Origin of the sequence: Pseudomonas sp. B21-021 (assembly GCF_024749205.1) — a bacterium.
Classification (GTDB): Bacteria; Pseudomonadota; Gammaproteobacteria; order Pseudomonadales; family Pseudomonadaceae; genus Aquipseudomonas; species Aquipseudomonas paraglycinae.
In genome coordinates this window covers 6,201,940-6,221,766 of sequence record NZ_CP087192.1, presented here as the reverse complement: position 1 = coordinate 6,221,766, position 19,827 = coordinate 6,201,940, and the positions used below count along the sequence as shown (strand labels likewise).

18 protein-coding genes are annotated in these 19,827 nt (G+C 62.2%); 9 read left to right on the top strand and 9 right to left on the bottom strand.

Annotation, left to right across the window (positions count from 1 at the left end; translation table 11 throughout):
• Window positions 1-10: 10 nt before the first annotated feature.
• On the bottom strand, window positions 11-1,405 hold the full coding sequence (locus LOY31_RS28100) for a COG3014 family protein (protein WP_085606055.1): 1,395 nt from the start codon (window positions 1,403-1,405) through the stop codon (window positions 11-13).
• A 206-nt stretch (window positions 1,406-1,611) separates the two neighbouring features.
• Entirely contained in the window at window positions 1,612-3,012 is a 1,401-nt protein-coding gene (locus LOY31_RS28095) for a COG3014 family protein (protein ID WP_258712589.1), read from the bottom strand.
• 198 nt (window positions 3,013-3,210) lie between these two features.
• Between LOY31_RS28095 and LOY31_RS28090 the strand changes: the two genes are divergently transcribed.
• The 4 genes from LOY31_RS28090 (at window position 3,211) to LOY31_RS28075 (ending at window position 7,376) form a co-directional block, all read left to right on the top strand.
• On the top strand, window positions 3,211-3,924 hold the full coding sequence (locus LOY31_RS28090) for a cysteine hydrolase family protein (RefSeq protein WP_256578427.1): 714 nt from the start codon (window positions 3,211-3,213) through the stop codon (window positions 3,922-3,924).
• 8 nt (window positions 3,925-3,932) lie between these two features.
• The gene (locus tag LOY31_RS28085; protein WP_258712588.1) at window positions 3,933-4,832 is read left to right on the top strand and encodes a LysR family transcriptional regulator; all 900 of its coding nucleotides are present in this window, start codon (window positions 3,933-3,935) and stop codon (window positions 4,830-4,832) included.
• A gap of 86 nt (window positions 4,833-4,918) precedes the next feature.
• Window positions 4,919-6,817 carry an FTR1 family protein gene (locus LOY31_RS28080; RefSeq protein WP_258712587.1) on the top strand — a complete coding sequence of 633 codons (1,899 nt, stop codon included), beginning with the start codon at window positions 4,919-4,921 and terminating at the stop codon, window positions 6,815-6,817.
• Between the two features lie 103 nt (window positions 6,818-6,920).
• The gene (locus LOY31_RS28075) at window positions 6,921-7,376 is read left to right on the top strand and encodes a YaiI/YqxD family protein (protein ID WP_258712586.1); all 456 of its coding nucleotides are present in this window, start codon (window positions 6,921-6,923) and stop codon (window positions 7,374-7,376) included.
• 139 nt (window positions 7,377-7,515) lie between these two features.
• On the opposite strand, the gene elbB is transcribed toward LOY31_RS28075, so the two are convergent.
• Window positions 7,516-8,184 carry an isoprenoid biosynthesis glyoxalase ElbB gene (elbB, locus tag LOY31_RS28070; protein WP_258712585.1) on the bottom strand — a complete coding sequence of 223 codons (669 nt, stop codon included), beginning with the start codon at window positions 8,182-8,184 and terminating at the stop codon, window positions 7,516-7,518.
• 116 nt (window positions 8,185-8,300) lie between these two features.
• Here elbB and LOY31_RS28065 point away from each other — a divergent pair, with 116 nt between their 5' ends.
• On the top strand, window positions 8,301-9,536 hold the full coding sequence (locus tag LOY31_RS28065) for a sterol desaturase family protein (RefSeq protein ID WP_258712584.1): 1,236 nt from the start codon (window positions 8,301-8,303) through the stop codon (window positions 9,534-9,536).
• Here the strand turns inward: LOY31_RS28065 and LOY31_RS28060 are convergent.
• The gene (locus tag LOY31_RS28060) at window positions 9,517-10,173 is read right to left on the bottom strand and encodes a DedA family protein (protein WP_085606041.1); all 657 of its coding nucleotides are present in this window, start codon (window positions 10,171-10,173) and stop codon (window positions 9,517-9,519) included. The two genes, LOY31_RS28065 and LOY31_RS28060, sit on opposite strands and share 20 nt — an antisense overlap.
• Window positions 10,174-10,381: 208 nt before the next feature.
• On the opposite strand from LOY31_RS28060, the gene hemB reads away from it, so the two are divergent.
• Together hemB and ppk1 are read left to right on the top strand one after the other, a co-directional pair.
• The gene (gene hemB / locus LOY31_RS28055) at window positions 10,382-11,395 is read left to right on the top strand and encodes a porphobilinogen synthase (RefSeq protein ID WP_007951836.1); all 1,014 of its coding nucleotides are present in this window, start codon (window positions 10,382-10,384) and stop codon (window positions 11,393-11,395) included.
• Between the two features lie 18 nt (window positions 11,396-11,413).
• Window positions 11,414-13,639, top strand: a complete 2,226-nt coding sequence (gene ppk1 / locus LOY31_RS28050; RefSeq protein ID WP_007951835.1) for a polyphosphate kinase 1 — start codon at window positions 11,414-11,416, stop codon at window positions 13,637-13,639.
• Window positions 13,640-13,705: 66 nt separating this feature from the next.
• On the opposite strand, the gene ppx is transcribed toward ppk1, so the two are convergent.
• The 5 genes from ppx to LOY31_RS28025 form a co-directional block, all read right to left on the bottom strand.
• The gene (ppx, locus tag LOY31_RS28045; RefSeq protein ID WP_258712583.1) at window positions 13,706-15,208 is read right to left on the bottom strand and encodes an exopolyphosphatase; all 1,503 of its coding nucleotides are present in this window, start codon (window positions 15,206-15,208) and stop codon (window positions 13,706-13,708) included.
• 262 nt (window positions 15,209-15,470) lie between these two features.
• Window positions 15,471-16,208 carry an amino acid ABC transporter ATP-binding protein gene (locus LOY31_RS28040; RefSeq protein ID WP_064600296.1) on the bottom strand — a complete coding sequence of 246 codons (738 nt, stop codon included), beginning with the start codon at window positions 16,206-16,208 and terminating at the stop codon, window positions 15,471-15,473.
• Window positions 16,195-16,845 (bottom strand): amino acid ABC transporter permease, encoded by a 651-nt coding sequence (locus tag LOY31_RS28035; protein WP_007951832.1) that lies wholly within the window; start codon window positions 16,843-16,845, stop codon window positions 16,195-16,197. Before LOY31_RS28035 ends, LOY31_RS28040 begins: the two co-directional genes overlap by 14 nt.
• Window positions 16,842-17,522, bottom strand: coding sequence for an amino acid ABC transporter permease (locus LOY31_RS28030; RefSeq protein ID WP_258712582.1), 681 nt, complete (start codon window positions 17,520-17,522; stop codon window positions 16,842-16,844). Before LOY31_RS28030 ends, LOY31_RS28035 begins: the two co-directional genes overlap by 4 nt.
• A gap of 21 nt (window positions 17,523-17,543) precedes the next feature.
• Window positions 17,544-18,329 (bottom strand): transporter substrate-binding domain-containing protein, encoded by a 786-nt coding sequence (locus tag LOY31_RS28025; protein WP_085689913.1) that lies wholly within the window; start codon window positions 18,327-18,329, stop codon window positions 17,544-17,546.
• A 256-nt stretch (window positions 18,330-18,585) separates the two neighbouring features.
• Here LOY31_RS28025 and LOY31_RS28020 point away from each other — a divergent pair, with 256 nt between their 5' ends.
• A complete protein-coding gene (locus tag LOY31_RS28020) occupies window positions 18,586-19,293 on the top strand; it encodes a FadR/GntR family transcriptional regulator (RefSeq protein WP_007951828.1) in 708 nt (235 codons plus the stop codon).
• A gap of 120 nt (window positions 19,294-19,413) precedes the next feature.
• A complete protein-coding gene (gene trxA, locus LOY31_RS28015) occupies window positions 19,414-19,743 on the top strand; it encodes a thioredoxin TrxA (RefSeq protein ID WP_003206727.1) in 330 nt (109 codons plus the stop codon).
• Window positions 19,744-19,827 lie beyond the last annotated feature (84 nt).

Sequence of the window (19,827 nt, the reverse complement as noted above, 5' to 3'; positions counted from 1 at the left end):
GACTCCGTTCTTAAGGTTGTTTGAGGCTGGCCACGGCGGTGGCGCCAGCACTCGGGGTAACGTGGGCGGCGAGGCCTGCGGCGAATACCTGATTGCCGACGGCGCGCAGGGTGATCACCTGGTAACGCTGATCGACGGTCACCTTGACCTGAGAACCACCAACGGCGCTCGGCAGAGTGACTTGGTGCTCGCCTTTCTTCAAGCGCAGACGTACCACTTGTGTGGTGTCCGGCAGGGTACGCCACGTACGGGTATCGGCACCTTCGAGCACAGCTGAAGAAATACCGACCGCCAGGCCCGCCAGCGGGTTGGTTTCGTTGATCTTCTTCTGCGCCACACCTTTGGTGATCGCACGCACGGTGGTGCGCAGGATGATCCCCGGCATGTCATCGCGCAGGGCGCGGCGGGACATGGCGGTGGTGCTGTTCAGTGCGGTCAGGTCGACCTGTTGGCCATCGACACCGATCTGCGCGAATGTCGCGGTGGAGGTGTCAGGTTTGATGATCGGGAACGACAGCGGAGTGATTACTACGTTGTTGGAGATCGGCAGCGGCAGTGGCACGCGGATCGAATCGCGGGCCGGCGCCAGACCGCTTTGCACCACGATCAGGATGTCGCTGTCGTCGCTCTTGACCGGCTTGTCGAGGTTGACCAGCGCCTGCTCCAGCAGGGGAGTGTTCGGGCGCAGTTCGGCCGCCTTGCGATAGCCCGGCGCAGCGAGGTCTTTCTCGCCCAGGGCTTCATAGACGAAACCGGCCAGGTAATGGCTGAACGCACTCTGGTAGCTGTTTTTCAGGCCGACCACTTCCGGGGCGTCGAGGCTGGCGACCGGGTAGCCCTGCAAGTCCTTGTATTCGGTCTTGATGCCTTCTTTCTCGGCTTCCTCTTCGCTCTTGAGGTATTCCTTGTCGCGCAGGTCGGCGATCACCGCTTCACGTTCGTGAGTCTTCTTGATCGCGGTGCGGGCGCCGTCGAAATCGTTGACCGCCAGCAGGTTCAGGGCCATCTGCGTGGTCAGCATGACTTTTTCGTAGTCGTAGCCTTCGTAGCGGCGGACCTTGTCGTTGACCAGGAAGCTGCCGAACTGGGCCAGGTACTTGTCGGTGTCGAGCTTGACCGAGTCTTCCCACTTGCCCACCACCTGGTCGGCGCTGGTCCAGGCATTCTGGCTGCCGGACAGATCGCCCTTGGCGCGCAGCAGCTCACCCTTCTCGAAGTAATAGAGCAGGTCCTTGTCCGGGCCGGTGTTGTTTTTTTCCAGCAGGGTCAGGGCGGCGTCGACGTTGCCGGTGGCCAGTTGCTGGTTGGTCTGGGCCAGTTCGGAATCGTAGTTGCGAAACGCCGAACAGCCGGACAGCAGGGTGACAGCGCTGAGCGCGATCAGAGTGGGAGCGCGGAATGCCATGGGGTACTTCTTCCATGAGTAGCGACAGCCTCGGGTGCGGGTCGGGCTGCTGGGACCGATCGGCAGTGGCGCTGGCCTCCTGCCAATTCCTCATAACAAGAGGAGCTTTAATGCCGCATCGCGATAGCGCGGGCGCGGCATTATAAGCGGGCGGTGCTGGCTATGTAATAGCTTTTTAATTGCACCGGTTAGTTAGGTGCCATTACTTATTTCAGGCCGGATACCACGCGGCTTTCCGGCGATGTGGAGGCCTGGAAAGCGCTGCCGTTGGCATAGATTCTGTCGCCCAGGGCGCGCAGGCCGATGATCTGACGATCCTGATCGATGCGGATTTTCAGCGGTGCGACACCGGGTGCGGTAGGCAGATTGATCATGTGCTCGCCTTTCTTCAGCCGCAGGCGCAGTACCTGGGTGAGGTTGGGCAGGGTGCGCCAGGTGCGGGTGTCTGCGTGCTCGAATCCATCGTAATGGGTCACATAGGACGCCTTGGCCGGGTTGCGCCGATTGTCGGTGCCCTGGACGTCTGCCGCCAGGAACGCGCGATACGTGGTGCGCTGGATGATCCCGGGCATGTCGTCCCGCAGAGTGCGCAAGGACATGTCGGTAATGTTGTTGACCGTGATCAGCTTCTTTTGACGACCGTCGAGGCTGATCTGATTGAAGGGTTGGGTGGACGTGTCGGGCACCATCACCGGAAACGACACATTGGCCACGATCACCTGACCGTCCTCAAGCTTCACCGGATACGGCACTCGCACCGAACTGCGAGCCGGCGCCAGCCCGCTTTGCACGATGATCAGCACATCGCTTTCGTCCGCCTTGAGCCCGGGGCTGTCGAGGTCATGCAATGCCTGTTGGAAGAACGGCATGTCAGGACGCAGTTCTATGGCCTGACGGTAACCGGGTGCGGCCAGATCCTTTTCACCCAGGGCTTCATAAGTGAAGCCGGCCAGATAGTGGCTGAACGCACTTTGATAGCCGTTCTTCAGCGCGATGACCGCCGGCGAGTCCAGCATGACCACCGGGTAACCTTGCAGATCCTTGTAATGAACGCGCGCGCCCTGGGCCTTGGCGGCATTTTCAATGCGCTCGTATTCCAGTTCTCGTTGCCGGGCGATCAGGGTTTCGCGCTCGTGGGTTTTCTTGATGTCCGCACGGGCACCGTCGAAATCATTCACGGCCAACTGGTTCAGGGCCATCTGCGTGGTCAGCATGACCTTTTCATAGTCGTAACCATCGTAGCGACGAATCTTGTCGTTGATGATGCTGCCCCATTGATTGCCCAGGGCGGACAGCAACTTGTCGCCGGTGGTTTCTATGGTGTCCTGACGCTGGATCACCATCTGTTCGGCGCTGCGCCAGGCGACCTGACTTTGCGGCAACTCCCCGGCAGCGCTGAGTACCGCGCCTTTCTCGAAGTAATACAGCAGGTCTTTTTCTTCATCCGGGTTATGCGCCTCGATCAGGGCCAGCGCACCGTTGGTGTCGCCCGCTTTCAACTGATCGGTGGTCTGTTGCAGTTCCAGATCGTAATTGCGGTAGGCCCCGCAACCGCTCAACTGCAAGACGATGCTGAACAACAGGGAAAACAGCAGGCAATGGCGCATGGCGAGGGGTTCTTCCTTGAACAGAAGGGCGACTGAAGTGGCGCATTATAGTGGGAGATGATGGCTAATTGCCGGGCAGATTTTTTCACATGGTCTGTGCAAAAGTTGCACAGATCATGTGCCAATACTGCCGTGGTCAGGCCGTTTGCGGATTCCTAGACTTGGCCGACTTACACGCCTCTCTACAGGAACCGCGCCATGACTCTCTCGCAAACGTATCGCTGCAGCTCAGTTTTCAGAATCCTGTTCGCCAGTCTTGGTCTCGCTGCGGTCAGCAGTGCGATGGCCAGTACTGCACCGGATGCTCATCCAACCATTCGTGCAATATCCGGCGCGGTGCCGATCGAGCGCCTCGACCCGAAGACCACCGCGCTGGTGGTGATTGATTTCCAGAACGAGTACTTCAGCGGGCGTCTGCCGATTCCCGACGGCATCGCGGCCATGAACAAGGCCCGTGAGCTGATCCGCTTTGCCGATCAGGCGAAGATGCCGGTGTTCCAGGTTCAGCACGTCGCGCCCGCCGGTTCGCCGGTGTTTGCGCAGGGTGGCGAGACCGTGAAGTTTCATCCGCTGATGCAGCCGAGGGCGCAGGATCACGTGCTGCAAAAGTCCACGGTCAGCGTGTTCGCCAGCACCGACCTTGATCGCCAGCTCAAGCAGGCCGGCATCAAGACCGTGATTTTCGCCGGGCTGATGACCCACGCCTGCGTTGCCGGCGGCGCCCGGGACGCTGCGCCGTTGGGCTATCAGGTCGTGGTAGCATCCGATGCTTCGGCGACCCGGGCGATCACCCGCGTCAACGGCGACACCGTCGACAAGGACAGCCTGCACCGCGCGGCGCTGGCCGAAATCGAAGACACCTTCGGTGACGTCATGACCACGCAGCAGATCGTTCGCCTGCCACTCGACTGAGGGCTTCGATGAATCAGCTGTTGGCCATGCGCGCGTTCCGTTGCATCGTCGAGTGTCGCGGCTTCACTGCCGCCGCCGAGCGGCTCGACACCACCCATTCGACGATCTCCCGCCAGCTCCAGCAACTGGAGGCGGAGCTCGGCACGCGCCTGATCAACCGCAACACCCGGCGCTTCAGCCTGACCACGGCGGGGCAGCAGTATTACGCCGCGTGCGTGGACATTCTCGACCGCCTCGATCAGGCCGCGCTGGCGGTCGGGCAGGCCCGTGAAACCCCCAGTGGACTGTTGCGCATCAGCGCGCCGGTGGTGATCGGCACGCTGGAGCTGGCGAGCTGGCTGCCGGCGTTTCAGCAGCGTTATCCCGAGGTTGAGGTCGATCTGTCCTGCGATGACCGTTTCGTCGACCTGATCGCCGAAGGCTTCGACGTGGCGCTGCGCATCTGCGGGCCGCTGGCGGATTCATCCCTGGTGGCGCGTCTGCTGACGGTGTCCGAGATGGTGCTGGTGGCCTCGCCGACCTACGTCGCGCGACACGGTCTGGTGCGCCAGGTCAGTGAGCTGGCCGACCATCAATTGCTCGCGTTCGCCGGCGGTGGCGACTGGTCGTTGACCGATGCGCGCGGGCTGACGACAGCGGTGCGTGCCCAGGGGCGGTTCAAGGCGGACTCGATCAGCTCGCTGCATGCGGCGGCGCTGGCCGGTGTCGGCATTGCCGCGTTCACCCGGGCCACGGTGCAGGACGATCTGTTGCATGGCCGGCTGGTGCAAATCCTGCCCAACTACAGCCTCGGCCAGCGGCATTACTACGCGCTGTATCCCCACGCCCGGCATGTGGCGCTGAAGGTGCAGGTCTTCGTCGAATTCATGGCCGAACACTACCGCAAGGCGAGTGCACCTTTGCGCTAAAACCCGTCGGGCCGCCAAGAAAGCTTGAGGGAAACGCGCTCGACGTGAACAATATGTAACTTCGCATTTCCACTTGAGACTCATTCATGACTGCCGCGTCCCGATTTCTGGCCTGGCTGGTGTTCCCGTTGTGCGCCCTGAGCAGCTTTAATCTGCTGGCCGACACCGTGGAAGGCGCGCCGCAAGCGCTGCACCTGCTCGATTACATCAGCGCCGATTACCCGCCAACGGTAGAGGCAGGCAAAGTCATCGACGACGGCGAGTACCGCGAGCAGCTGGAATTCACCCAGGTGCTGCAAGGGCTGATCAGCGGCCTGCCGGCCAAACCGGAGAAAGCGGCGCTGGAGCAGGGCGTGACTGCCTTGCACGCCGCGATCACGGCGAAACAGGATGGCGCGGACGTCGCCCGTCAGGCCCGGCAATTGGGGGCAAAACTGGCGGTGGCTTATGAAGTCAGCCAGGCCCCGATCATCACGCCTGACCCGACCCGTGGTGCGCCGCTGTACGCGCAAAACTGCTCGGTGTGCCACGGCGATGCGGGTGCCGGCGACGGCCCGGCGGGTCTCGGCATGACGCCGGCGCCGGCCAATCTGCGCGACGCTGCGCGGATGGGTCACCTGAGCCTGTACGCGATCTACAGCACTCTCGGTCAAGGCGTCGAAGGCACTGACATGCCAGCCTTCGCCGATCAGCTGGATGACCGTCAGCGCTGGGATCTGGCGACCTACATCGCGCAGTTCAGCGCCGATCCGGCCACGGCCAAATCCGACAAGACCTACAACATTGCCGACCTGGCCCGCCAGACCCCGGCCGAAGTGCAGGCTGCCGAAGGCCCTGAAGCCGCCGCGATCTTCCGTGTGCAACGGGCGCAGCCACCGCAGGTCAAGCGCGGCCCGGCGCAGCTGCTCGACTACACCGCCGCTACTCTGGACAAGAGCCTGGCGGCGTACCGCGCCGGTGAACACGATCAGGCCTATGACCTGTCGGTAGCGGCGTATCTGGAAGGCTTCGAACTGGTCGAAAGCTCGCTGGACAACGTCGACGCCAACGTGCGCAAGGACACCGAAAAATCCCTGATGGCCTATCGGCAATCGCTGCAGGACGGCTTGCCGGTGGAGCAGGCCGAACAGCGTCTCGACGCGGCCAAGGCCAAACTCAAGGAATCCGCCGGCCTGCTGGGCAGCGATGGTCTGAGCTGGTCGCTGAGCTACATCTCCGGGCTGCTGATTCTGCTGCGCGAAGGTCTGGAAGCGATTCTGGTGCTGGCGGCGATCCTCGCGTTCCTGCGCAACACCGGCCAGCAATCGGCGGTGCGCAGCGTCAACGTCGGCTGGGGGCTGGCGCTGCTCGCCGGCCTCGGCACCTGGGCGCTGGCGGCGTATGTGATCGATGTCAGCGGCTCCCAGCGTGAACTGTTGGAAGGCGCCACGGCGCTGTTCGCCAGCGTCATGGTGTTGTGGCTCGGCGTGTGGATGCACGACCGTCGGCACGCGGCGGCCTGGCAGGATTACATCAAGCAAAGTTTGGTTGGCGGAGGCGGGCGTTTCGGGTTTGCGATTCTGGCGTTCTTCTCGGTGTACCGCGAGCTGTTCGAAGTGATCCTGTTCTACGAAACCCTGTGGCTGCAGGCCGGTCCCGCCGGGCATAACGCGGTACTCGCTGGCGGCGCGACGGCGCTGGTGCTGCTGTTCGGTCTGGCGTGGGTGATCTTGCGCGGCTCGGCGAAACTGCCGCTGACGCTGTTCTTCAGCATCAACGCAGCGCTGCTCTGCGCGTTGTCGGTGGTATTCGCCGGCCACGGCGTGAAGGCGTTGCAGGAAGCCGGGATCTTCGGCACCCGCCCGGTGGCGTTCTTCGATTTCGACTGGCTGGGGATTCATGCCGATGCGTACTCGCTGACGGCGCAGGCCGTGGCGATTGCGGCGATTATCGTGCTGTATGGTCGTAGCTGGGTGGCTGAAAAACGTAGGGTGACTGCTGCTTAAAGGCATTCGCTGCGCTCATATTCGCGAGCAAGCTCGCTCCCACAGGGTTGGTGCGTAATCTGTGGGAGCGAGCTTGCTCGCGAATTTTTTGGAGGTAGAAAACATGCGCGTATGGATCGATGCCGACGCCTGCCCGAAGATGGCCAAAGAGCTGGTGGTGAAGTTCGCCCTCAAGCGCCGCTTCGAAGTGGTGATGGTGGCGGGGCAGCCGCAGAGCAAACCGGCGCTGGCGATCGTCAAGCTGATCGTGGTGCCGAGCGGCCCGGATGCAGCGGACGATTATCTGGTGGAACACGCGGTGCCGGGCGAACTGGTGATCTGCAGCGACATCCCGCTGGCCGACCGGTTGGTGAAGAAGGGCGTTGCAGCGCTGGACCCGCGAGGCAAGGAGTTCGACGCGCAGAACATGGGTGAGCGGCTGGCGACTCGCAATCTGTTCACTGACCTGCGTGAACAGGGCCAGGTCAGCGGCGGTCCGGCACCGTTCGGTGACCGGGAGAAGCAGGCGTTCGCCAATGCGCTGGATCGGATCCTCACCAGGCTCACCCGCAAAACCTGAACATTGATCGTTCCCACGCTCTGCGTGGGAATGCCTCTCGGGACGCTCCGCGTCCCAGCCTCACCGCCGATGCAAGGCAGACGCGGAGCGTCCAAGGCTGCATTCCCACGCGGAGCGTGGGAACGATCACTATCGCCGGTCAGGCGTCGTTTTCGTGGGTCAGTTCCAACACCCGATCCACCAGCTTGTTGATCCCCGAAGCCGCCTCGCTGATCGTCTGCGCCAGCATGTAGGCCGGGGTGGTCACCAGTTTGCGTGCCTTGTCTTCGATGATGTCGGTCACCGCGCAGTCTTCGTGGGTGGCGCCCATCTTGTTCATGGCGGCGGCCGTGTCGGTATCGTTGCCGATGGTGCAGGTCACGCCCGGGCCGTAGATCTTCGCGGCCAGCGCCGGCGAGATGCAGATCAGGCCAACAGGTTTGCCCGCTTCGGCAAAGGCTTCGGCCAGCGCCAGCACTTCCGGCTGTACGGTGCAGCCGGCGCCTTCGATGGCGAAGTTCGACAGGTTCTTCGCCGCACCAAAACCGCCGGGCACGATCAGCGCGTCGAAGTCCTCGACATCGGCCTCACGCAGATCCTTGACGTCGCCCCGGGCGATACGTGCCGACTCCACCAGCACGTTGCGCGATTCGGGCATTTCTTCACCGTTCAGGTGGTTGATCACATGCAATTGCGCAATGTTCGGGGCGAAGCACTGCACCTGAGCGCCGCGCTGGTCGAGGCGCAGCAGAGTGATGACGCTCTCGTGGATCTCGGCGCCGTCGTACACGCCGCAACCGGACAGGATCACTGCAACTTTTTTGCTCATGGGTTTCTCTCCAGATTCATGGCGTTAAATGTCCACTAATTTGTCGTTCGTTGCCATAGGGTCTAGCCCCGGCTACACCTAGGATCTGTGCACACGGATCTCGATCAGGGCGCGTCATGAACTTCATTCTGTATGCGGTGCCTTTTTTCTTCGTATTGATTGCGGCTGAGCTCATCGCCGACCGCTGGTGCGGGGTGAGCAACTATCGCCTGGCCGATGCGGTGAACAGCATCAGCACCGGGGTGTTGTCGACCACCACCGGCCTGTTGACCAAGGGTGTGGGCCTGGTGACCTACGCGTTTGCCCTTGAGCACCTGGCGCTGGTCAGGTTGCCGGCGGACAGCGTCTGGGTCTGGGTGTTTGCCTTTGTCCTCTATGACTTCTGCTATTACTGGCTGCATCGCATGGGTCATGAACGCAACATCCTCTGGGCCGCGCATTCGGTGCATCACCAGAGCGAGGACTACAACCTTTCCACGGCCTTGCGCCAGACCAGCACCGGGTTTCTGCTGGGCTGGATTTTCTACCTGCCGATGGCCGTGCTCGGGGTGCCGCTGCTGGTGTTCGTCAGTGTCGCGGCGCTGAATCTGCTGTATCAGTTCTGGGTCCATACCCGGCACATTCCCAAGCTCGGCTGGTTCGAGTGGTGCTTCGTCACGCCGTCCAATCATCGGGCTCACCATGCACAGAACGCTCTCTACATGGATCGCAACTACGGCGGGGTGTTCATTATTTGGGACCGTCTGTTCGGCTCGTTTCAGGAAGAGGACGACAACGAGCCGGTGATTTTCGGCGTGACCACGCCGCTGGCGAGCTGGAATCCGTTGTGGGCCAACCTGCAGTTTTACGCGCAGCTATGGGACGACGCGCGCCGGGCCGAGCGCACGTGGGACAAGATCCGGATCTGGTTCATGCGCACCGGTTGGCGTCCGGCGGACGTCGCGGCGAAGTACCCGATGAGCAAGCCGGACCTGAGTCAGTTCCGCAAATTCGAGGTGCCGCTGGACAGCCGTCAGCAGTGGTACGTGGGGTTGCAGTTCGGCGTGTATGTGGCACTTGGCAGTTATCTGCTGAATCTGGAACGCGGTCTGCCCACCGGCGCATTGCTGCTCGGCTGGGGCGCGATGGCGTTCGGTTTGTTCGTGTTGGGCGTGGCCCTGGAGAATCGCCCGTGGGCGGGCAGGCTGGAAGTGCTGCGGCTGGCATCGAACCTGCCGCTGGTGTGGCTGGCGCCGCTGGTCGGACTCTGGTCGGCCAGCCCGGGGATGTGGGTCGGCCTGCTCAGTTACAGCCTGCTCAGCGGCATCGGGCTGTATGGCTGCCGCCAGAGACTTACTCGGCTGGCGTCTTAGGGTCGGCGGCCTTGGCCATTTCGGCTTTGTGCCGTTCGGCCTTGGCCAGTTGCTCGGCCTGCTCTTCCTCGTAGACCTTTTTCGCCAGCCGGGCATTCTTGAACCGGCGGCGCAGCCACAGGCCCAGGCCAAGCACCAGCAGCGCGCCCAGTACCCACAATTCATACTTCTTGATGCTGCCGAGCATGCCTTCGAGCACGGCGCCGAAATGGTAGGCGGCAGCGGCCAGGGCGGTGGCCCAGATCGCAGCGCCGATGCCGTTCAGCAGCAGATAACGTCCCGGCGGATAGCCCGACAGGCCGATCGCCACCGGCATCACCGTGCGCAGGCCGTACACAAAGCGGAAGCTCAGGACCCAGATGTCCGGGTGCTTGCGGATGTGTTCCAGCGCGCGGTCGCCCATCATCTGCCAGCGCGGTTTGCGCGCCAGCAACTTGCGCCCGTGCTTGCGGCCCAGGAAGTACCACAGCTGATCGCCGGCATAGCTGCCGAAGAACGCCACGACCACCACCAGTTTGATGTCCATGTATTCACGGAACGCGAGGAAGCCCGCGAGCACCAGGATGGTTTCGCCTTCGAAAAACGTGCCGAGAAACAGGGCAAAGTAGCCGAAGTCATGCAGAAATTGTTGGAGCATTGTCTGGGTGCTGGCGAAATGAACGCGCAGCCTAACCCTTCGGACACATTCAGGAAAGTGTCGAAATGTGTCTCGACGTGAACATTTCCTACACGGACAATGGAAAGCGACTACCTGTCGCAGGGGTGCACATAACTGTAATACGTTGGTCATAATGGCCATCTATAACTGTCACGCTCGCCCGTTTGCGCGGGCTCAGGAGTCTGCCGTGAGCTTTACCCCAGCCAACCGTCTGTTCCCTGCCACCCGCCTGCGTCGCAATCGCCGTGATGATTTTTCCCGGCGGCTGGTGCGTGAGAATGTGTTGACGGTCGATGACCTGATCCTGCCGGTGTTCGTGCTCGACGGTGAAAACCGTCGCGAAGCCGTGGCCTCGATGCCGGGTGTCGAGCGCCTGACCATCGACCTGCTGCTTGAAGAAGCCGCCAAATGGGTCGAACTGGGAATCCCGGCGCTGGCGCTGTTCCCGGTTACCCCGCCCGAACTCAAATCCCTCGATGCCGCCGAAGCCTGGAATCCCGAAGGTATCGCCCAGCGCGCCACCCGTGCCCTGCGTGACCGATTCCCCGAGCTGGGCGTGATCACCGACGTCGCCCTCGACCCGTTCACCACCCACGGTCAGGACGGCATTCTCGATGAAGAAGGCTATGTGCAGAACGACATCACTGTCGATGCACTGGTCAAACAGGCGTTGTCTCACGCCGCTGCCGGCGCCCAGGTGGTTGCCCCGTCGGACATGATGGACGGCCGCATTCAGGCGATCCGCGAAGCGTTGGAGCTGGCCGGTCACGTCAACGTGCGGATCATGGCCTACTCGGCCAAGTACGCGAGCGCCTATTACGGCCCGTTCCGCGATGCCGTGGGTTCGGCCGCGAACCTGGGCAAGGCGAACAAGGCCTCCTATCAGATGGACCCGGCCAACAGCGACGAAGCGCTGCACGAAGTGGGCGCGGACTTGTCTGAAGGCGCGGACATGGTCATGGTCAAACCCGGCATGCCGTACCTGGACATTTTGTTCCGGGTAAAAGATGCCTTCAAAGTGCCGACCTTCGTCTATCAGGTTAGCGGCGAATACGCCATGCACATGGCGGCGATCCAGAATGGCTGGTTGAGCGAAGGCGTGATCCTCGAATCCCTGACCGCCTTTAAACGTGCCGGCGCCGATGGCATCCTGACTTACTTTGCTGTCCGTGCCGCTCAATTGTTACGAGAGCAGAAATAGCCCTCCCAGGAACATTCGATGAATACCGAAGGACTCACTGAAGTTGCCGTAAAAGAAGCTCAACCCGTGGTCGAGCAGATTACCGAAACCCCGCCGGAACTGGAGCCAGCGCCACCCGCGCCGGCAACCGAGCCTGCCGCGGCGGTTCCGGCGATCGCGATTCCCGGCCTGGATGACAGCAGCCTGTACATCCACCGTGAGTTGTCGCAACTGCAGTTCAACATCCGCGTGCTGGAACAGGCGCTGGACGAGTCCTACCCGTTGCTGGAGCGGCTGAAGTTCCTGCTGATCTTCTCCAGCAACCTCGACGAATTCTTCGAAATCCGCGTCGCCGGCCTCAAGAAACAAATCACCTTCGCCCGTGAACAGGCCGGTGCTGATGGCCTGCAACCGCATCAGGCCCTGGCCCGCATCAGCGAGCTGGTGCACGGTCATGTCGACCGCCAGTACGCGATCCTCAACGACATCCTGCTGCCGGAGCTGGAAAAGCATCAGGTGCGTTTCATCCGCCGGCGCAACTGGACGACCAAGCTCAAGACCTGGGTGCGCCGCTATTTCCGCGACGAGATCGCACCGATCATCACCCCGATCGGCCTCGACCCGACGCACCCGTTCCCGTTGCTGGTGAACAAGAGCCTGAACTTCATCGTCGAGCTCGAAGGCATCGACGCCTTCGGCCGCGATTCCGGTCTGGCGATCATCCCGGCGCCGCGTCTGCTGCCGCGGATCATCAAGGTGCCGGAAGAAGTCGGCGGCCCTGGCGACAACTATGTGTTCCTGTCGTCGATGATCCACGCCCACGCCGATGACCTGTTCCAGGGCATGAAGGTAAAAGGCTGCTACCAGTTCCGTCTGACCCGAAACGCCGACCTTGCGCTCGACTCCGAAGACGTCGAAGACCTGGCCCGCGCCCTGCGTGGCGAGCTGTTCTCCCGTCGTTACGGTGACGCCGTGCGCCTGGAAGTCGCCGACACCTGCCCGAAACACCTGTCGGACTACCTGCTCAAGCAGTTCAACCTGAGCGAAACCGAGCTGTATCAGGTCAACGGTCCGGTGAACCTGACGCGTCTGTTCAGCATCACCGGTCTGGACAGCCATCCGGAGCTGCAATACACGCCGTTCACGCCGCAGATCCCGAAACTGCTGCAGAACAGCGAGAACATTTTCAGCGTGATCAGCAAGCAGGACATCCTGCTGCTGCACCCGTTCGAGTCGTTCACCCCGGTGGTCGACCTGCTGCGCCAGGCCGCCAAGGACCCGCACGTTCTGGCCGTGCGCCAGACCCTGTACCGCTCCGGCGCCAACTCGGAAATCGTCGATGCGCTGGTAGACGCCGCGCGTAACGGCAAGGAAGTGACGGCGGTCATCGAGCTGCGTGCGCGCTTCGACGAAGAGTCCAACCTGCAACTGGCCAGCCGTCTGCAAGCGGCGGGTGCGGTGGTGATCTATGGCGTGGTCGGCTTCAAGACCCACGCCAAGATGATGCTGATCCTGCGCCGCGAAGCCGGCGAGATCGTGCGTTACGCGCACCTCGGCACCGGTAACTACCACGCCGGCAACGCTCGTCTGTACACCGACTACAGCCTGCTGACCTCCGACGACGCGTTGTGCGAAGACGTCGGCAAACTGTTCAGCCAGTTGATCGGCATGGGCAAGACGCTGCGCATGAAGAAGCTGCTGCATGCGCCGTTCACCCTGAAGAAGGGCATGCTCGACATGATCCTGCGCGAGACGCAATTTGCGCTCGACGGCAAACCGGCGCACATCATCGCCAAGTTCAACTCGCTGACCGATCCGAAGATCATCCGCGCGCTGTACAAGGCCAGCCAGTCCGGCGTGCGCATCGATCTGGTGGTGCGCGGCATGTGCTGCCTGCGTCCGGGCATCGCCGGGGTTTCGCACAACATTCACGTGCGCTCGATCATCGGCCGCTTCCTTGAACACACCCGGGTTTTCTACTTCCTCAACGGTGGCGAGGAGCAGATGTTCCTGTCCAGCGCCGACTGGATGGAGCGCAACCTCGACAAGCGCGTCGAGACTTGCTTCCCGGTGGAAGGCAAGAAACTGCTGACCCGGGTCAAGAAAGAGCTGGAGCTGTACCTGACCGACAACACCCATAGCTGGAGCCTGCAATCGGACGGCCGCTACATCCGCAACACGCCGACCGGCAACCAGAACCCGCGCAGTGCACAGGCGACGTTGCTGGAGCGGCTGGGTAGCCCGATTTTGCCGGTCAGCAGCTGACCGCAGGTTTCAAAGCCATAAAAAAGGCGATCCATCCGGATCGCCTTTTTTGTGCCTGCCCGTTACTCAATGCACGGTCAGAACAATCCCCACCCGCGTCAGCCACTCGGCCTCAAGCCCGAAATCCGCCTGGGTCAGCTGGTTTTCATCCAGCCAGTTCTCTGGGAATTCCACGTCGAGGTTGTTGCCATTGGCATGCAGTGCCACTTGCGGCATCGCCTGGGTGCCACGGATGTGGTGGAACAGGATAGCGAAACGCAGCAGCACGCACAGGCGGATCAGCTTGTCGCCGTCATCGCCGAACTCGGCGAACTTGTCCTTGGGGATGTTGCGACGGTGGCCGCGCACCAGCAGGGCGAGCATTTGCTGGTCTTCGCGGGAGAAGCCGGCAAGGTCCGAGTGCTCGATCAGGTAGGCGCCGTGCTTGTGGTAGTGATAGTGAGCGATGTCGAGACCGACTTCGTGCACTTTCGCCGCCCAGCCCAGCAGTTCGCGCCAGATGCCGTCGTCCAGCTCCCAGTCCACCGCCACTTGATCAAACGCGTGCAAGGCTTTGCGCTCGACCCGTGCAGCCTGTTCGAGGTCGACGTGGTAGCGCTCCATCAGCGAAGTCAGGGTGCGTTCGCGCACGTCTTCGTGATGATGGCGGCCCAGCAGGTCATACAGCACGCCTTCACGCAGCGCGCCTTCGCAGTGATCCATGCGTTGCAGTTCGAGGGCGTCGAAGATCGCTTCGAGAATCGCCAGACCGGCCGGGAAGATTGCCCGGCGATCCGGCTTGATGCCTTCGAAATCGATCTTGTCGACATCGCCGAGCTTGAACAGGCGACGCTTGAGCCACGCCAGACCTTCGGCATTCACTTCGCCGGTGCCGTGACCGCCGGCCTTCAGCGCCAGGCCGATGGCGCGGATGGTGCCCGAGGAGCCGATGGCTTCATCCCAGGTCAGGCGGTGCAGGGCGTGTTCGATGCTCATGATTTCCAGCCGCGCCGCCGTGTACGCCTGGGCGTAGCGGGCCGGGGTAATCTTGCCGTCCTTGAAATAGCGCTGGGTGAAACTCACGCAGCCCATTTGCAGGCTTTCGCGCAGCAGCGGTTCGAAACGCTGGCCGATGATGAATTCGGTACTGCCGCCGCCGATGTCGGCGACCAGGCGTTTGCCCGGGGTGTCGGCGAGGGTGTGGGACACGCCGAGGTAGATCAGGCGGGCCTCTTCACGGCCGGAGATGACTTCCACCGGATGGCCGAGGATTTCTTCGGCGCGGCGGATGAATTCGCCACGGTTGCGCGCCTCGCGCAGGGCGTTGGTGCCGACGATCCGCACGGCGCCCAGCGGCATGCCGTTGATCAGTTGGGCAAAGCGCTTGAGGCAGTCGAGCCCGCGCTGCATGGATTCTTCGTTGAGCTGGCGCTCATCGTCGATGCCGGCGGCCAGCTGAACCTTTTCACCGAGCCGTTCGAGAATACGGATTTCGCCGTTCTGGGCCTTGGCCACGACCATATGGAAGCTGTTGGAGCCCAGGTCGATCGCGGCGATCAGGGACAGATTCTTGGCTTGGGATTGCGGCATGGTCAGGGGGTCTCGGTCGATAACCCCGACATCGTGCCACGATCAAACGCTGCCGCCAACGCGCATGGTTCAAACCCTTGATCCTGCGCATAAAAGCCAGGGACCGTTGCGCACTCAACGACGCTGATCGTTCCCACGCTCTGCGTGGGAATGCCTCAATGGACGCTCTGCGTCCGCTTTTGGGACGCGGAGCGTCCCGGGCTGCATTCCCACGCGGACGGTTCGACGCCTCGACGTGAGAACGAGCGGGTAGCAGGCCGTTTCAGGCAGTCGCTTCAACCGTGCCAATGAAATTCGCCAGCTCCGGCGTCTGCGGATCGGCAAACAGCACTTTCGGATCTCCCACCTCGTGCACCTTGCCCTGGTGCATGAACACCAGCTTGTCCCCGACCTCCCGGGCGAAGCGCATTTCGTGGGTGACCATGATCAGCGTCATGCCTTCTTTAGCGAGCTGGCGGACCACGCTGAGCACTTCATTGACCAGCTCCGGGTCCAGCGCCGAGGTGATCTCGTCGCACAGCAACACCTTCGGCGACATTGCCAGCGCCCGGGCAATCGCCACGCGCTGTTGCTGGCCGCCCGAGAGGCGTTCCGGGAACGCATCGAACTTTTCACCCAGGCCGACGCGCTCCAGCATCTGCCGCGCCAGCTCTTGCGCCTTGGCCTTGGGCACCTTCTGCACCACTTGCGGCGCGAGCATCACGTTTTCGCCAACGGTCAGGTGCGGAAACAGGTTGAACTGCTGAAACACCATCCCGACTTTCTGCCGCAGGCTGCGCAGATCGGCGCGTGCGGCGTCGAGGTATTCGCCGTCGACTTCGATCACGCCGTCGTTGATCGACTCCAGGCCGTTGAGGGTGCGCAGCAGGGTGGATTTGCCCGAGCCGCTGCGGCCGATAATCGCCACCACCTGGCCTTCCTCGACGCTCAGGTCGATGCCTTTGAGCACGTGGTGATCGCCGTAGTATTTATGCAGGGCGGAAATTCTAAGCAGAGGCATGCAGTCTCCTTTCCAGGTAGCGCGCACTGAGGGACAGGGGGTAACAGAGCAGGAAGTAGCCCAGGGCAACGAGGCCGTAGACCATGAACGGTTCGAAGGTGGCGTTGGCGAGCATGCCGCCGGTCTTGGTCAGCTCGGTGAAGCCGATGATCGAGGTCACGGCGGTGCCCTTGACCACTTGCACCGAGAAACCCACGGTCGGCGCCACGGCGATGCGCAGTGCCTGCGGCAGGATCACGTAGCGCAGTTGCTCCAGCGGATTCAGCGCCAGGCTCGACGAAGCTTCCCACTGACCGTTGGGAATCGCCTCGACGCAACCGCGCCAGATCTCCGCCAGATAGGCGCTGGTGAACAGCGTCAGGGCAATCGCCGCCGCCATCCACGGCGAAATCTCCACCCCGGCCAGCGCCACGCCGAAGAACACCAGAAACAGCTGCATCAACAGTGGTGTGCCCTGGAACAGTTCGATCCAGGTGCGGGCGATGCTGCTGGGCAGCGGGTTTTTCGAGATGCGCATGATCAGGATCAGCAACCCGACGATCCCGCCGCCGATGAACGCTACCAGCGACAGCGCCAGCGTCCATTGCAGGCCGGTCAGCAGGTTGCGCAGGATGTCCCAGAACGTGAAGTCGCTCATTGGCTGCTCCTTGCGCTGCTTTTCGACAGATAGCGCCGACCTAGCCAGTTCAGCAACTGACGGATCAGCAGCGCCATGCACAGATAAATGAGGGTGGTCAGGGCGTAGGTTTCAAAGGCGCGGAAGTTGCGCGACTGAATGAAGTTGGCGGCGAAGCTCAACTCCTCGGTGGCAATCTGCGAACACACTGCCGACCCGAGCATGACGATGATGATCTGGCTGCTAAGCGCCGGCCAGACCTTGCCCAGCGCAGGCAGCAGTACCACGTGGCGGAACGCTTCGGAACGGCTCATCGCCAATGCCGCCGCTGCTTCCAGCTGCCCGCGCGGAATCGCCTGGATGCCGGCGCGGATGATCTCGGTCGAGTACGCGCCGAGGTTGATCACCATCGCCAGCACCGCCGCTTGCCACTCGGAAATCTGTACACCGAGGGACGGCAGGCCGAAGAAGATGAAGAACAGTTGCACCAGGAATGGCGTGTTGCGGATCAACTCCACATAAACGCCGAAGATCGTCGAGAACGGGCGGATGTTCCACGCCCGCACCAGCGCCCCGACGATGCCCACGCCAACCCCGAGCAGCGCGCCGATGGCCGTCAGCTCAAGGGTGAACAGCGCCCCGCGCAGCAGCAGGTCGGTGTTTTCCACCACCGGCAAGAAATCGAACTGATAGGCCATGAAAGTCTCCCGCGTCGCCGGTCAGAGGTCGGCCGGCAGCGGCTCTTTGAGCCAGGTCTGCGCGTTCTTTTCCAGCGCGCCGTCAGCCTTGGCGGTGGCCAGGATCTCGTTGACCTTACCCAGCAGCGCCGGCTCGTTCTTGTTCACGCCGACGTAGACCGGCGAGTCCTTGAGCTTCACTTTCAGCGCGGGGACGCGTTTCGGGTTCTTTTCACTGATCGCGACCATCACCACGTTGCCGCTGGCGATCAGGTCGACCTGGCCTGCGAGGTAGGCGGCGATGGTCGAGTTGTTGTCTTCGAAGCGTTTGATGGTCACGCCTTCGGGGGCGACCTTGGTCAGCTCGATGTCTTCGATGGCGCCACGGGTGACGCTGATGGTCTTGCCCTTGAGGTCGTCGAGGGTGCTGACGGCTGCGTCCGGCGGGCCGAATACGGCGAGGTAGAACGGCGCATAGGCGCGGGAGAAATCGATGACCTTCTCGCGCTCGGGGTTCTTGCCGAGGCTGGAAATCACCAGGTCGACCTTGCCGGTGGTGAGGAACGGGATGCGGTTGGTGCTGTTGACCGGGGTCAGTTCGAGTTTGACCTTGAGCTGCTCGGCCAGCAGTTTCGCGGTGTCGATATCGAGGCCGCGCGGCTTCATGTCCGGGCCGACCGAACCAAACGGCGGGAAGTCCTGGGGCACGGCGACTTTCAAGGTGCCGCGTTTGACCACGTCATCCAGACCGTCGGCATGGGCGGGGGCCTGGCTCAGCATCAGACCGGCAAACAGGGCGGCGAGGAGGGCGCTGTAACGCTTCGTCATGGACAATCTCCGGATCGGCGGGAAGTGAATTCTGCGATCGGACAGAGCATGGGCCGTGCCAAGACAACGGTTCAGCCCCGCAAAGCCACGGGTTTAGCGGGTTTGTTCGGTCTTACTGGTCTGAACAGTCAGGTCGGGTTTCGCACTGCGATAGCGCATCGATGCGCACCGTCGAACCCCGCTGGGGCACGACTTGCCTGATGCCTCGAATAGCTTTACAACTGGCCGCACCTTGGCCTGGTCCGTCTGGAAAACCATGAACTCGATCTCCCGCGCCGTACCCGAAGTGGCGCTGCAAGCGATCCGCAAACTGATTACCGAGCAGGGCTTCGGCCCCGGCGATGCGCTGCCTTCGCAACGGGATCTGGCGGTTCAGCTGGGCGTCAGCCGCGCGTCGTTGCGTGAGGCGTTGTCGTCCTTGAGCGCGCTGGGTGTGGTCAGCATTCAGCCGGGCAAGGGCGTGTTCGTGCAGGCACCGGTGGAATTGCCGCGCGGCGAGGGCGCTCCGGCCTGGCCGTTTGCCGCCCAGGCTTCGCCGCTGGAAATCTTTCAGTTGCGCTACGCGCTGGAAGGGTTCGCGGCCGGTCTGGCGGCGGTGACGCTGAGTACGTTTGATCTGGACGAACTGGAAGACAACGTCGCCGCCATGCGCGAGCAACTGCGCGCCGGCGATTTCGAGGCAGCGGCGAAACTGGATTTCGAATTCCACCGGCGGATCCTGCTGGCCAGCGGCAATCAGGCGATGCTGAGCATCCTCACCGCCAGCGCCGACATCTTTCTGGAGAGCCAGAAACTACCGTTCATCCGCGCCGAACGGGCCATGGAAACCTGGCAGGAACATCGCAAGATCCTCCGCGCCCTGGCCCGCCGGGCTTCCGCCGCCGCGCAGAAAGCCATGCAGGAGCACGTGCGCAACGCGGCCCTGCGTACCGGAATTTCCTTCATCGCCCCCGCCAGCGCTTGACTTGAGCTATACCCAAACTCATCGAGTGCCATAGCAAGACTCAATCATCTGCGGCTTCCTGAACAAGGGAAGGGCGGCTATGATGGGCCACGTTTTTTTGCTTACAACCTGGAGAATTCCATGAGCAGCGATCTGATCAAACACGTTAGCGACGCTAGCTTCGAAGCCGACGTACTCAAGGCCGAAGGCGCTGTCCTGGTCGACTACTGGGCTGAATGGTGCGGCCCTTGCAAAATGATCGCTCCGGTTCTGGACGAGATTGCAGAGACTTACAAAGGCAAGCTGACCGTTGCCAAACTGAACATCGACGAAAACCAGGAAACCCCTGCCAAGCACGGCGTACGTGGTATTCCGACCCTGATGCTGTTCAAGAACGGCAACGTGGAAGCGACCAAGGTCGGCGCTCTGTCGAAGTCGCAACTGGCTGCTTTCCTCGACGCCAACATCTAAGCGTCGCGGTAAAGATTGTCCTCAAAAAGCCCCGCAAATTGCGGGGCTTTTTGCGTATTCAGGGCTAGACGCTCCGAAACTCAG

Bases quoted from the DNA above. Each gene is read 5' to 3' on its own strand.
- LOY31_RS28090 (WP_256578427.1), top strand. From the start codon at position 3,211: ATGACTCTCTCGCAAACGTATCGCTGCAGCTCAGTTTTCAGAATCCTG.
- LOY31_RS28080 (WP_258712587.1), top strand. From the start codon at position 4,919: ATGACTGCCGCGTCCCGATTTCTGGCCTGGCTGGTGTTCCCGTTGTGC.
- LOY31_RS28065 (WP_258712584.1), top strand. From the start codon at position 8,301: ATGAACTTCATTCTGTATGCGGTGCCTTTTTTCTTCGTATTGATTGCG.
- LOY31_RS28025 (WP_085689913.1), bottom strand. From the start codon at position 18,329: ATGACGAAGCGTTACAGCGCCCTCCTCGCCGCCCTGTTTGCCGGTCTG.
- LOY31_RS28060 (WP_085606041.1), bottom strand. From the start codon at position 10,173: ATGCTCCAACAATTTCTGCATGACTTCGGCTACTTTGCCCTGTTTCTC.
- LOY31_RS28085 (WP_258712588.1), top strand. From the start codon at position 3,933: ATGAATCAGCTGTTGGCCATGCGCGCGTTCCGTTGCATCGTCGAGTGT.
- elbB (WP_258712585.1), bottom strand. From the start codon at position 8,184: ATGAGCAAAAAAGTTGCAGTGATCCTGTCCGGTTGCGGCGTGTACGAC.
- trxA (WP_003206727.1), top strand. From the start codon at position 19,414: ATGAGCAGCGATCTGATCAAACACGTTAGCGACGCTAGCTTCGAAGCC.
- LOY31_RS28020 (WP_007951828.1), top strand. From the start codon at position 18,586: ATGAACTCGATCTCCCGCGCCGTACCCGAAGTGGCGCTGCAAGCGATC.
- LOY31_RS28040 (WP_064600296.1), bottom strand. From the start codon at position 16,208: ATGCCTCTGCTTAGAATTTCCGCCCTGCATAAATACTACGGCGATCAC.
- LOY31_RS28095 (WP_258712589.1), bottom strand. From the start codon at position 3,012: ATGCGCCATTGCCTGCTGTTTTCCCTGTTGTTCAGCATCGTCTTGCAG.
- LOY31_RS28035 (WP_007951832.1), bottom strand. From the start codon at position 16,845: ATGAGCGACTTCACGTTCTGGGACATCCTGCGCAACCTGCTGACCGGC.
- LOY31_RS28075 (WP_258712586.1), top strand. From the start codon at position 6,921: ATGCGCGTATGGATCGATGCCGACGCCTGCCCGAAGATGGCCAAAGAG.
- ppx (WP_258712583.1), bottom strand. From the start codon at position 15,208: ATGCCGCAATCCCAAGCCAAGAATCTGTCCCTGATCGCCGCGATCGAC.
- LOY31_RS28030 (WP_258712582.1), bottom strand. From the start codon at position 17,522: ATGGCCTATCAGTTCGATTTCTTGCCGGTGGTGGAAAACACCGACCTG.
- LOY31_RS28100 (WP_085606055.1), bottom strand. From the start codon at position 1,405: ATGGCATTCCGCGCTCCCACTCTGATCGCGCTCAGCGCTGTCACCCTG.
- ppk1 (WP_007951835.1), top strand. From the start codon at position 11,414: ATGAATACCGAAGGACTCACTGAAGTTGCCGTAAAAGAAGCTCAACCC.